The 12,201-nt window shown below is 65.9% G+C and carries 10 protein-coding genes and 1 pseudogene; 8 read left to right on the top strand and 3 right to left on the bottom strand.

The window, feature by feature from the left end; genetic code table 11:
* Positions 1–986: FAD-binding protein (locus LDO54_RS24520; RefSeq protein ID WP_224013266.1), on the top strand; the 986-nt coding region annotated here is incomplete at its 5' end.
* Between the two features lie 30 nt (positions 987–1,016).
* A complete protein-coding gene (locus LDO54_RS24525; RefSeq protein ID WP_205997583.1) occupies positions 1,017–1,718 on the top strand; it encodes a succinate dehydrogenase iron-sulfur subunit in 702 nt (233 codons plus the stop codon).
* Between the two features lie 72 nt (positions 1,719–1,790).
* Here the strand turns inward: LDO54_RS24525 and LDO54_RS24530 are convergent, their stop codons facing one another.
* Entirely contained in the window at positions 1,791–2,357 is a 567-nt protein-coding gene (locus LDO54_RS24530; protein ID WP_224013267.1) for a hypothetical protein, read from the bottom strand.
* A gap of 111 nt (positions 2,358–2,468) precedes the next feature.
* On the opposite strand from LDO54_RS24530, the pseudogene LDO54_RS24535 reads away from it, so the two are divergent.
* From LDO54_RS24535 to LDO54_RS24560, 6 genes and pseudogenes are all read left to right on the top strand, one after another.
* Positions 2,469–2,580 (top strand): annotated as a pseudogene (locus LDO54_RS24535) ((Fe-S)-binding protein); the annotation flags it as partial.
* A gap of 304 nt (positions 2,581–2,884) precedes the next feature.
* Positions 2,885–5,074, top strand: a complete 2,190-nt coding sequence (locus LDO54_RS24540) for an FUSC family protein (RefSeq protein WP_224013268.1) — start codon at positions 2,885–2,887, stop codon at positions 5,072–5,074.
* A gap of 458 nt (positions 5,075–5,532) precedes the next feature.
* Positions 5,533–6,552, top strand: a complete 1,020-nt coding sequence (locus LDO54_RS24545) for a sugar ABC transporter substrate-binding protein (RefSeq protein ID WP_224013574.1) — start codon at positions 5,533–5,535, stop codon at positions 6,550–6,552.
* Positions 6,549–8,231 (top strand): sugar ABC transporter ATP-binding protein, encoded by a 1,683-nt coding sequence (locus LDO54_RS24550; RefSeq protein WP_224013269.1) that lies wholly within the window; start codon positions 6,549–6,551, stop codon positions 8,229–8,231. Before LDO54_RS24545 ends, LDO54_RS24550 begins: the two co-directional genes overlap by 4 nt.
* Complete coding sequence (locus LDO54_RS24555; protein WP_224013270.1) at positions 8,228–9,301, top strand: ABC transporter permease; 1,074 nt, start codon at positions 8,228–8,230, stop codon at positions 9,299–9,301. Before LDO54_RS24550 ends, LDO54_RS24555 begins: the two co-directional genes overlap by 4 nt.
* Positions 9,294–10,253 carry an ABC transporter permease gene (locus LDO54_RS24560; protein ID WP_224013271.1) on the top strand — a complete coding sequence of 320 codons (960 nt, stop codon included), beginning with the start codon at positions 9,294–9,296 and terminating at the stop codon, positions 10,251–10,253. Before LDO54_RS24555 ends, LDO54_RS24560 begins: the two co-directional genes overlap by 8 nt.
* 18 nt (positions 10,254–10,271) lie before the next feature.
* On the opposite strand, the gene LDO54_RS24565 is transcribed toward LDO54_RS24560, so the two are convergent.
* Entirely contained in the window at positions 10,272–10,859 is a 588-nt protein-coding gene (locus tag LDO54_RS24565) for an isochorismatase family cysteine hydrolase (protein ID WP_224013272.1), read from the bottom strand.
* A gap of 116 nt (positions 10,860–10,975) precedes the next feature.
* The gene (locus LDO54_RS24570) at positions 10,976–12,058 is read right to left on the bottom strand and encodes a tartrate dehydrogenase (protein WP_224013273.1); all 1,083 of its coding nucleotides are present in this window, start codon (positions 12,056–12,058) and stop codon (positions 10,976–10,978) included.
* Positions 12,059–12,201: the final 143 nt, after the last annotated feature.

The raw sequence follows: 12,201 nt of genomic DNA on the forward strand, positions 1-12,201 counted from the left end.
GTGAAGGCGGCATTCTGCGGAACTCGAACGGCGAGCGTTTCATGGAACGTTACGCGCCGACGCTGAAGGATCTCGCGCCGCGCGACTTTGTTTCGCGTTCGATGGGGCAAGAAATTATCGAAGGCCGCGGCGTGGGTCCGAAGCAGGATCACATTCTGCTCGACCTCTCGCATATTGGCGCCGAGACCATCATGAAGCGTCTGCCTTCGATTCGCGAGATCGCCATTCGTTTTGCGAACGTCGATCCGATCAGGGAGCCGATTCCGGTCGTGCCCACCATCCATTATCAAATGGGCGGCATTCCCACCAACGTTCATGGCCAGGTCGTGGGCACGTCGAAGGGCTTCAAGGACCCGATCAACGGTTTCTACGCCGTGGGCGAATGTTCGTGCGTCTCGGTGCACGGCGCGAATCGTCTGGGCACGAATTCACTGCTCGATCTCGTGGTGTTCGGCCGCGCAGCGGGCAATCACATCATCAATCATGTGAAGGAAATTCGCAGCCACAAGCCGCTGCCCGCCGATGCCGCCGACTTCGCGCTCTCGCGTTTGAACAAGCTGGAAAAATCGACGTCGGGCGAACCGACGCAAAACGTGGCGCGTGACATCCGCTCGACCATGCAAAACCATGCGGGCGTGTTCCGCACCGAAAGACTCATGGCTGAAGGCGTAAAAATGATCGGCGACGTGGCGCAACGCGTCGGCGATCTGCATCTGAAAGACAAGTCGAAGGTGTTCAACACGGCGCGCGTGGAAGCGCTCGAAGTGGCGAACATGATCGAAGTGGCGCGCGCCACGATGGTCTCGGCGGAAGCGCGCAAGGAAAGCCGCGGCGCGCACGCGCCGAGCGAGCACAAGGAACGCGACGATCAAAACTGGCTGCGCCACACGCTGTGGTACAGCGAGGGCGACCGCCTCGACTACAAGCCGGTGCAGATGCAGCCGATGAGCGTCGCGTCCGTGCCGCCGAAGCCGCGTACGTTCTGATCGCGCACGCCTGTCACAAGGAACTGGAAAATGGCTAAACGCATTTTTGAAGTCTATCGCTACGATCCCGACAAGGACGCCGCGCCGCGCATGCAAACCTACGAGCTGGACCTCACGCACGAGCGCATGCTGCTCGACGCGCTGGTGAAGCTCAAGGAAGTGGACGAGACGCTGTCGTTCCGCCGCTCGTGCCGTGAAGGCGTCTGCGGTTCGGACGCCATGAACATCAACGGCAAGAACGGTCTCGCGTGTCTGACGAACCTGAACGATCTGCCGCAGAAAATCGTGCTGCGTCCGTTGCCGGGACTGCCGGTCGTGCGCGACATGATCGTCGACATGACGCACTTCTTTAATCAGTATCACTCGATCAAACCGTATCTGATCAACGATACGCCGCCGCCCGAAAAAGAGCGTCTGCAAACGCCCGATCAACGCGACGAACTCGACGGCGTATACGAGTGCATTCTTTGCGCGAGCTGCTCGACGTCGTGCCCGAGCTTCTGGTGGAACCCGGATAAATTCGTCGGCCCGGCGGGCTTGTTGCAGGCGTATCGTTTTATCGCGGACAGCCGCGACGAAGCGACTGGCGAACGTCTCGACAATCTCGAAGATCCGTATCGTCTGTTCCGCTGCCACACGATCATGAATTGCGTCGACGTGTGCCCGAAGGGTTTGAATCCGACCAAGGCAATCGGCAAGATCAAGGAATTGATGGTGCGCCGCGCAGTTTAACGAAGCGGCCCATCAAGCCAAACGCCCCGGCAAGTTGAAACTGCCGGGGCGTTTTTTATGGCGAAAGAAAATTCAATCAGCGATTTCGAATACGGGAATCACCGATCGGTCGCCGTCCATCAAAAAGTTCAGCAAATGCGCGCACGACGATTCGTAACGATGCGCGGGCAGCGTCTGAAGCTGCCAGTCATGCAGGCTCAACACCGTTTTTAGCGCCTCGATTTCCGCGTCGTTCAAATGCCATGCGCCCTGATCTTCCGCGCGGCCGCTGCATCGGGTCAATGCGGCCTCGGCTTCCTGAAACACGTCGATCTCGCTGCTCTGCTCGCTGACGTCGCTCATCAAATACGTCAGGTAGACCGCGCGAAACAGAAACGTCACGTGCAGGCTCGCGCCGTGACGGCTGCGCAGCGCTTCGAGCGCGAGATGGTTTTGCAGCGACGTGGCCTGCACCATCGCAGCGGAAAGCGGCAACAGCTTGCTGCGGGTGACGCCCTGGCGACCGGCTTGGTTGAATTTGGCGTGACCCATGCGCTGACTCCGTAACTCTAAACTGATCTTTAACTGAGCCTGTATTGTAGAGAAACGGCCTTTTATCAATGCCATCGGGTTTTGAAAGGTGAATCTCAAATCGCTCAACGATCTTCGCGCGGATTGCGTACGCCACCAATTCATGAAATGACATCACATGCCGCGTTACGAATGTAATCCGCGTGCGGCCAGTCGATGGGCAATAGCGACTGCGAAAAGCAGGCCGCCGCCGAAACTCTAGTCGAGTTCATTCACGACGTGCTTCAGTTGCGCGAGTTTCCGTGGGCCTCGTTTCCGCATCAGGTCGGCCTGCACCATAGCTGCGGCACGCTGCGCGCCGCCAGCATAGGCGACGAAAGCCGCCGGTCAGGTACTCGCGCATCCGAAGCGCTATCGCGCGGCCATCAATGGCGCGGGCAAGGCAGTTGCGACATGGCCGCGCGCGGTGCTCTACAATCCGCTCAACGCCCGGGGCAAGCAGCGCGAGCTACCCGAAGCGCTGAAGCAGACCTTCCGCGACGGGTATCGGAAACACAACAAGAGGAACAAGTGATGAGTAGCCGCGACGCCATTCTTTCCCGTCTGCGCGAAGTCGGCCGCGCCGCGCGCCGCCAGCTAGTTCGACGAGGACGCGCATGATCTTTTCGATGGCCGGGCGCGCCGCGCTCCTGCGTTCCCTCTCGCATGGCCGCCACCGGCTGCCGTTTTCCGAATCGGTGCGCGGCGGCCTGATCTGCGCCGCGCCCGCCGTGCTCGCGGCGGCGTGGCACGCGCCGCTGCTGTGCTGGTCGGCGATCGCGGCGTTCTGGACCTGCCTCTGCGACGACTCCGGCACGCGGCCACGCGAGCGCATCGAACAAGGCTTGTTGTTCGCCGTGCTCGGCGCGCTCGCGGCGGGCTATGCGATTGCGGCGGGCGCGGTGCCCGGCCTCGCCATCGTGCTCGCGGGCGTGAGCGCATGGCTCGGCGCGCTGGTGCGCTGCCGGGGCGCGCTGCCCGGCCTGCGCGGCCTGCTCGTGGCGACGGCCTTCGCGGTCTGCGCGGCCTTCCCGGTGCATGGCCTGCAAGACGCGCGCGATTACGCGCTCTACTTCGTCGCCGGCGGCGTCTGGGCCACCGCCTGCAATCTCGCGCTCTGGCAATACAGCGCCGATACGCGCGTGCGTTCTGCGACCTTCGCGTGGCTCTACGCGCTCGGCTCCTACGTCGGCAAACTCGCGCAAGCGCCCGACAGCCGTCACGGCGCCGCCGCGAGCCGCGCCGAACTGCGCACTACGCTCGACACGATGAGCGCCGCGATCTCCGCCGCACCCGGCGCGGTCGCGCCCGCCTGCCGCCGCTGGCTCGCCGACGCCGAACAGGCAATGGCGCTGCTTGCGGGCATCGAAAGCCTGCTGCACAGCCGCAGCCGCGCGCCGCAAGCCGACGCCGAAGCGGCCACGCTCGAACTGATCCGCGCGGTGCTCGAACGCCTCGCCGAAGCCATCGACGCCTGCGCGGCCGACCTGCGCCGCGCCGCCAAACCAGACGCCGCCCTGACCGCCAAGCGTCTGCGCCCGTTCGCCGAGCACGCGGAATTCGCGCGCGAATCCGCCGATGCCGAAGCGCCGTCGATCGACGCCCGCGCGTGGCGCGAGTCGTTCATGACGCTGTGCGCGCGCCTCGCCACGCTGGCCGCCGACGCCGATCCCGACAGCGGCACACGCAACGCCGCCCGCGCCGCCGATGCGGCCGCGTCACACGCGAGCCAGCCGTGGCGCGACGCGCTGCGCGCCGTGGTCGCGCAAGTCCGCACGCATGGCGTGTTCGCGCGCTACGCGGCACGCCTCGCGGTCGCGGCGATGATCGCCGTATCGCTTGCGCGCTGGCGCAGCGGCGAGCAAGGCTACTGGCTCGCGCTCACGACCATGTTCATCGTGCAGCCCACGTTTTCGCAGACGGTGCGCGTGTCGAGCCTGCGCATCGGCGGCACCATGCTCGGCGCGGTGCTCGCTTCGGCGCTCGCGCTGGCGATCCACAGCCCGATCCTGCTCGCGCTGGCGATCCTGCCGCTCGCAACCGGCACCCTCGCGGCGCGCGCGGTCAGCTACGTCTCGTACATCCTGTTCCTCACCTCGCATTTCGTGCTGGTCGCGCATCTGGGCACGCCCGTGGGCGAGCCGTGGGATCTCGCGGTCTCGCGCGTGCTCAACAGTCTCGCGGGCGTGGCCGTGGGCGTCGCGGCGAGTTTTCTCGCGTGGCCCGAATGGGAGCAGCACAAGCTCGGCCCGGCCGCCGCGCACGCGCTCAAATGCGTGAGCGAGTATGTGCAGGCGGTGTTGCGCGGACACGCATCGGCAAGCGAGAGTGAAAGCGCGGACTCCGCCGATGCCGCGCAGCGCGAAGCGCAAGCCGAACGCAATGCCCGCGATATCGCCGCGCTACGCCGCCAGGCGTGCCTCGCCGTCGATGCGCTCGAATCGGTGATCTCGGCCACGCGGCTCGAATCGCTGAGTTCGAATCACCGCGCGGCGCATGCGAGCGTGCTGATGCTGCGGCTGCGCAAGCTCGTGGGCGTGGTGTCGCCGCTCGAAGGCGCCGATGCCGCGCTTGACCACGCGGACCGAGCGCGCCTCGCCGCGCTCGCGCAATCGGTGGGCGCGTTGCTGCGCGCCACGCGTGAACAGCGCGCCGGTTTGCGCGCGCAACTCCAGGCCGCCGATGACGCCGAACCAACCGCGCAGACGCGCTCGTTCTTCGCGCGCCATATCGAACATGAGGTGATCGACGGCGCGCTGGCCGTCTCGATGGTGGTGCCCGATGTGCTCGATGTGCTCGATGCTTGAGCGATACCTCAGCGCATCGAGCATGTCGAAGCAGCGTTAAAGCGTGCCGCTCCAGCCCGTCGCGTTCATGATTTTCTCGACGGGCACCGCGCACACATAACCCGCGCCGGCCGCTGGGCGGCGGCCCCGAGCGGACCACCGTCGCCCGTTTACGGGAGCGCGGTTATGGGCGGGTTTCGGGCGGCCAAGCGGCGGATGACACATGCCATCCGTGCGCCTGCCATCGCGGTTTAAAACCGCTGCAAAAGCATTCCACGCCCGCGCAACTATCCTTAGCTCGATTCGATACTTCGCATCGCGGTCCGTGCCGCTTAGATTCGTAGCGCAACGCTCCCCGCCCGCCCGGGCGGCCGCCAGAACAACGAATCGACGACGACATGAACCGCGAGACAACCCGACCCTTCGCCCTCAAACGCGCCGCCACGGCGTTCGCCCTCGCGCTCGGCGCGTTCGCCGCGATGACGGCGATCAGCCCCGCCGCGCTGGCGCAAGGCGAGGCCCAACCGAGTGCACAATCGAGTGCACCGGCGAGCGCGCTTTCAACCCCGCAAGCCAACGCCGACGTTCCGTCGCTCAAGGGCAAGCGCATCGGCATCACGGCGGCCGGGACCGATCACTACTGGGACCTGAAGGCGTATCAGGGCGCCATCGACGAAGTGAAGCGCCTCGGCGGCACGCCTATCGCGCTCGACGCGGGCCGCAACGACAACCGCCAGATCGCGCAGATCCAGACGCTGATCGCGCAAAAGCCCGACGCCATCATCGAGCAGCTCGGCACCGCGACCGTGCTGGAGCCGTGGTTGCAGAAAATCCGCCAGGCGGGCATCCCGCTGTTCACGATCGACACGGCCTCGCCGTCGAGCATCAACGACACCACCTCGGACAACTTCTTCATCGGCGAGCAACTGGCGCTCAAGCTCGTCAACGACATTCACGGCGAGGGCAATATCCTCGTGTTCAACGGTTTTTACGGCGTGCCCGTGTGCGCGATCCGCTACGACCAGTTGAAGGCCGTGCTCAAGTACTACCCGAAGGTGCATATCATTCAGCCCGAGCTGCGCGACGTGATTCCGAACACCGTGCAGAGCGCCTATGCGCAGGTCAGCCAGTTGCTCGCCAAGTATCCGAAGGGGCAAATCGCGGCGATCTGGTCGGCGTGGGACGTGCCGCAAGTCGGCGCGACCCAGGCGGTCGACGCGGCGCATCGCAGCGAGATCCGCACCTATGCCGTCGACGGCAGCCCGGACGTCGTCACGCTCGTGAAGGACCCGAAATCGAGCGCCGCCGCCGTGGTCGCGCAACAGCCCGCGCTGATCGGCAAGACCGCCGTCGACAACGTCGCGCGCTATCTGGCCGGCCAGCGCGATCTGCCGCCGTACACCTATGTGCCGTCGATTCTCGCGACCAAGGAGAACGCCGCCGAGGTGCAGAAGGCGCTCGGTCAGAGCGCGCAAACCGGCCAGCTCGCGGCGAAATGAGCACGCTCATCGACGACGCGCGCGGCGAATCGCCGACGCCTGCCGCGATCCCTCCCGATACGCAAGGCGCGCAGGCCACCCCCGCGCCCGCGCTCGAACTGCGCGGGCTCGTCAAGCAGTATGGCGGCGTGCAGGCGCTGCGCGGCGCGTCGTTGAGCGCGGCGCGCGGCACCGTGCATGGGCTGATCGGCCAGAACGGCGCGGGCAAATCGACGCTCATCAAGATCCTCGCCGGACTGGAACGCGCGGACGCGGGCGAGATTCGCGTCGATGGCGTGAAGCTCGACGGCGGCGCGCCTGGCGAGATCGCGTTCATTCATCAGGAACGTCTGCTTTCGCCGACGTTTACCGTGGCCGAAGCGCTGGCGCTCGGCGACGAAGCGACGGTGCCGCGCGGCGCGTTGCCAGGCTTCCGCGCATTACGCACGCTGCTGCCGCTCGATCTGCGCCGCATGCGCCGCCGCGCGAGCGACGCGCTCGCCGCGCATTTCGATATCGCGCTGCCGCCCGATAAATTGATCGGCGAACTGAGCGTGGCGGAACAGCAGATCGTGCAGATCACGCGCGCGCTCATGCGTGCGCCGCGCATTCTCGTCTTCGACGAACCGACCGCCGCGCTCGTGAGCCGCGAAGTCGAGCGCCTGTTGCAGATCATCGACCGACTGCGTGCGCGCGGGCTGACGATCCTGTACGTCTCGCACTATCTGAACGAAATCGCCTCGCTGTGCGACCGCGTGACGGTCTTGCGCGACGGCGTCGACGTGGCGCAGGTCGAGGCGCGCACGACGCCCGTCGAAACGCTCGTCGAAGCGATGATCGGCACGCCGCCCGCTGCACGCGCGCGACGCGCGCCGAACACCTCACCGGAAGCACAAGGCGCGGTGCTCGAAGCCCGCGATCTGCACGCGCCGGGCCGCTTCGGCCCGCTCTCGTTCACGCTGCGTCGCGGCGTAGTGCTCGGCGTGACCGGGCTGGTCGGCTCGGGCGGCAAGCCGCTCGTGCGCAGCCTGTTCGGCCTGGAGCGCGGCGTGCTCGGCGAATTGCGCGTGCACGGCAAGACCGTGCGCCTGCGCCGTCCCGCCGACGCCGTGCGCCGCGGCATCGCCTTCGTGCCCGAAGACCGCCGCCGCCAGGGCGTCGCGACCGCGCTGCCGGTGCGCGAGAATCTTTCGCTCGCGAGTCTCGCGCGCTTCAGCCGCTTCGGCCTCGTCGATACGCGCCGCGAGACGGCGGCCGCGCGTGCGCTCATCGACACGCTCGGCGTGCGCACGCCCGGCCCGCATGCGCCCGTGCGGCATCTCTCGGGCGGCAATCAGCAGAAGGTCGCGCTCGGCAAATGGCTGGGCCGCGCGCAAGGCGGCGGCGAGCGCGATAGCGGCGGCATCTACATCCTCGACGAACCGACCGTGGGCGTCGACGTGGGCGCGAAAGCCGATATCTACCGCCTCATCGATCGGCTCGTGGCGCAAGGCGCGTCGGTGCTGATCTTTTCGAGCGATCTGCATGAACTGCTCGACGTGACCGATCGCGTGCTCGTGCTCGCGCGCGGCGCGATCGTGCAGGACGTGGCATCGCACGACGCCAGCACACAGGATCTGCTCGCGTGGGCGACGCTCGCGCGCGGTGGCGCGCACGCCGCGCCGAACGACGCCGCGCCAACCCAGGAGAACGCCGCATGACCGGCAAGGTGATCGAGCGCCTCGACGCGCTGCGCGACAACAACGACGAAGCCGAAATCGAAGCCGATATCGAAGCCGCCGCCCCGCTGCGCGGCCACGCTCCAGGCGCGCAATTCTGGCTGCGCGGCGGCGCGGTGTTCGCATTCGCACTGGTTTTCGCGGTATTCGCGCTGACGTCGCCGCTGTTTCTCTCGGTGGCGAATCTCGCCAACATCGTGCAGCAATCGGCGGTGGTCGGCGTGCTCGGACTCGGGCTCACGGCCGTGCTGATCGGCGGCGGCGCGGACCCGATCAAGGGCGGCCTCGACCTCTCCATCGCCGCGAATCTGGGCCTGTGCGCCGCCGTCTATGCCGTGACGCTGCGCGCGGGCGCAACAAGCGCGCAAGCCGTGGGCCTCACACTCGCGGCGGGCGTGGCCGTGGGCGCGCTCAACGCCTTCGCCGTGCTCGGCCTGCGCATTCTGCCGCTGCTCGCGACGCTCACGACGATGAATCTCTGCGCGGGCCTCGAACTCGTGCTCACGCAAAACACGTCGGTGCCCGCGTCCTCGCCGCTGCTCGGCTGGCTGATCGACGAAGGCGCGTTCGGCATTCCGCATCTGGCGACGGCGCTCGTCGCGGTCGCGGCGCTGTTCACGCTCGTGGTCCACTACACGCCGTTCGGGCTGCGATTGCGTGCGAGCGGCGAACACGCGCAGGCCGCGCGCGCGGCGGGCCTGAACGTGCGCGCCTACGTGGCCGCGAGCTATCTGCTCGGTGGCCTCGCGGCGGGGATTGCCGCGCTCGCCTCGTCGGCGCTGTTGAGCGGCAGTTCGCCGGGCGCGGGCGAAAACCTGCTGGCCGTGGTGGCATCCGCGCTGCTCGGCGTGGTGTTTTCGCGCCGCATGGTGCCGACGATGCCCGGCACGCTGCTCGCGGTGCTGTTCATCGGCGTGGTCAGCAACGGCTTTCAGCTCGACAACGTCTCCAGCTACTGGGTCAATGGCGTGGAAGGCGCGCTGATCCTCTTCGTGGTCGCCACGACGGCGCTGCTGCGCCGCCGTCATCTCGGAACCCATGCTCATGACTGACTGGTTCGCGCGTGTTCAGCGCTTTTCGCTGCCGGGCGCGCTGGTCGCCGTCAGCGTGTTTTTCGCCGTGTGCTCGCCGGGCTTCGCGCGTCCCGCCAATCTTGCGGACGTACTCCTGAATAATTTCGCACTGCTGGCGATTGCCTCGCTCGGCATGACGCTCGCGCTTTCGATTGGCGCGGTCGATCTCTCGCTCGGCACCGCCGTCGATGTGGGCAGCCTCGTGTTCGTGCTGCTCAGCGCGCATCACGTGGGCGTGCCGCTGGCCGCGTTCGCGGGACTCGGCGCGGCCTTGCTGGTCGGCGCGTTCAACGGCGTGCTGGTGGCGGGACTCGGCATCGCGCCGTTTCTCGCGACGCTCGGCACGCTGTTCATCGGCCAGACCTTGCAGCAACTGGCCACCGATGGCGGGCAGCCCATCTATCTGCTCGGCATGAGCCTGCCGCCGCTGTTCGGCGCGCTCGCGCACGGCACCTTCGCGGGCGTGCCTGTGCCCTTGTGGATCGTCGCGGCGCTCGCGCTGGCTGTGCACTTGGCGCTCGCGCATTCGGTGTTCGGACGCTACAGCGCCGCGCTCGGCTCGCAGCCCGGCGTCGCGCGTTATTCGGGCTTGCCGGTCGGCGCCGTGGTGGTCGCGACCTTCGTGGCGGGCGCGCTGATCTATGGCGTGGTCGGCCTGCTGCTCTCGTCGATGGTGAAAGCCTATGTGCCGCAAGCGGGCAACGGCTATCTGCTCAACGCGATTGGCGCGACGTTCATCGGCACCACGCTCTCGCGCGCGCGACGGCCCAATGTGCCGGGCACGCTGCTGGGCGTGCTGCTGCTGAGTCTCGTCGCGAATGGCTTGTTGCTGATCGGCTGGAACTTCTACTGGCAGCAGGTCGCCACCGGCGTGCTGATTTTCGCGGTGCTCGCGCTGAGTTTCGCCTCGCGGCGCGCGGAATTCGCGTGATGCCGTTTTGCCGTTTGCTTACGCGAGCAGGCGCAGCGCCTCGTCGAGTGACAGCACGGTGCTGCGCGTTTCGAATGCCGTGGCAAACAGATGCTCGTGCACGACCTCATCCGGGTCGTAGCAACAGTCCTTGACTGTATAAAGGCAGAAATCCGCATCGCTCGCGTGGGAAAGCGACGAGAGCACCACGCCCGTCGATGCAATCCCCACCATGATCAGCGAATCCACGCCGTGCGCCGCGAGCCGCGCCTGCAAATCGGTGCCGGTGAACACACTCGCGCGATGCGCGGCGATCAGCAGTTCATCGGGCCGTTGCGCCAATTCCGGCGCGGTCTGGTCGTCGATAAACAAACCCAGACTTTTAATACCCTGCCCGTTCTTGTTCAACGCGCTGACTTCCCGATAATCCGCACTGAAACGCAGATTGGCGAACATCACGCGCACGCCTTTCGCGCGCGCCGCATCGCATAACGCGCGCGTATTCGCGAGCAAACCCGGCGCGACCACCGGAAAGAGCCCGAGAATATCGGTTTGATAATGCATGACGAGCAGCGCGGTACGCGCGGGCTCGAAGGCGGCCAACGGTGAATTCGCCTGAGCGCTCATGACGGCTCCGTGAGGAATCGGACCGCCACACGGTAACGCGGCTGTCCGATCCCATCAAGCGATGCAGTCGAGCGATCCCATCGAGCGCTGCCATCGCGCGCCAGGCGCGCCTGCGCTTATTGCAACGCAGCAAGCACCGCCGCGCCCACGTCCGCCGTCTTCGACGTGCCGCCCATATCGGGCGTGCGCGGACCTTCCACGAGCACCTTCTCGATCGCCTGCATGATGGCGTCGTGCGCGGCCTTGAACTGGGCGTCGCCGTTGCCGAGGAAGTCGAGCATCATCGCGCCCGACCAGATCATCGCGACCGGATTCGCAATCTGCTTGCCGAAAATATCGGGCGCGGAACCATGCACCGGCTCGAACAGCGACGGAAACTTGCGCTCGGGATTCAGATTCGCCGATGCCGCGAGGCCAATCGTGCCCGTGCAGGCGGGACCGAGATCGGAAAGAATATCGCCGAACAGATTCGAGGCCACCACCACGTCGAAACGATCGGGCTGCAACACGAAACGCGCGCACAGAATGTCGATGTGCTGCTTGTCCCATTGCACTTGCGGATACTGCTGCGCCATCTCCGCAACGCGTTCGTCCCAATACGGCATGCTGATCGAAATGCCATTCGATTTGGTGGCCGCCGTGAGTTTCTTGCGGCCGCGCTGATTCGCGAGTTCGAATGCGTATTTGAGAATGCGATCCACGCCATGACGCGTGAACACCGATTCCTGCAATACGAATTCGCGCTCGGTGCCTTCGAACATCTTGCCGCCCACCGAGCTATATTCGCCTTCGGTGTTTTCGCGCACGACGAAGAAGTCGATGTCGCCGGGCTTGCGGTTCGCGAGCGGACACGGCACGCCCGGCAGCAGACGCACGGGACGCAGATTCACGTACTGGTCGAATTCGCGGCGGAATTTGAGCAGCGAACCCCACAGCGAAATATGGTCGGGCACCTTGTCGGGCCAGCCCACCGCGCCGAAGTAAATCGCATCGAAGCCCTTGAGCGTGGCGAACCAGTCGTCGGGCATCATCTTGCCGTGCTGCAGGTAGTAATCGCAGCTGGCCCAGTCGAAATGCGTGAATTCGATCGAGAGGCCGAATTGCTTCGCGGCCGCTTCCACCACGCGCACGCCCTCGGGCATCACTTCCTGGCCAATACCGTCGCCGGCAATGGCCGCGATCCTGTATGTCTTGCTCATTGTGTCGGTTACCTGTTCGTGTGTGAAGAATTCATTGGGCCGGAATCGCGAGTGTTCATCCCGCCACGCCACAAAACCGCATCGAATATCGCCGCATTGTAGACGCGAAACGGCGAACAGCGAAGCGCTTCGAAGCACGCGGC

The organism is Paraburkholderia tropica (assembly GCF_914484835.1).
Classification (GTDB): domain Bacteria; phylum Pseudomonadota; class Gammaproteobacteria; order Burkholderiales; family Burkholderiaceae; genus Paraburkholderia; species Paraburkholderia tropica_A.

Bases quoted from the DNA above. Each gene is read 5' to 3' on its own strand.
- LDO54_RS24570 (WP_224013273.1), bottom strand. From the start codon at position 12,058: ATGAGCAAGACATACAGGATCGCGGCCATTGCCGGCGACGGTATTGGC.
- LDO54_RS24560 (WP_224013271.1), top strand. From the start codon at position 9,294: ATGACTGACTGGTTCGCGCGTGTTCAGCGCTTTTCGCTGCCGGGCGCG.
- LDO54_RS24550 (WP_224013269.1), top strand. From the start codon at position 6,549: ATGAGCACGCTCATCGACGACGCGCGCGGCGAATCGCCGACGCCTGCC.
- LDO54_RS24545 (WP_224013574.1), top strand. From the start codon at position 5,533: ATGACGGCGATCAGCCCCGCCGCGCTGGCGCAAGGCGAGGCCCAACCG.
- LDO54_RS24525 (WP_205997583.1), top strand. From the start codon at position 1,017: ATGGCTAAACGCATTTTTGAAGTCTATCGCTACGATCCCGACAAGGAC.
- LDO54_RS24555 (WP_224013270.1), top strand. From the start codon at position 8,228: ATGACCGGCAAGGTGATCGAGCGCCTCGACGCGCTGCGCGACAACAAC.
- LDO54_RS24565 (WP_224013272.1), bottom strand. From the start codon at position 10,859: ATGAGCGCTCAGGCGAATTCACCGTTGGCCGCCTTCGAGCCCGCGCGT.
- LDO54_RS24540 (WP_224013268.1), top strand. From the start codon at position 2,885: ATGATCTTTTCGATGGCCGGGCGCGCCGCGCTCCTGCGTTCCCTCTCG.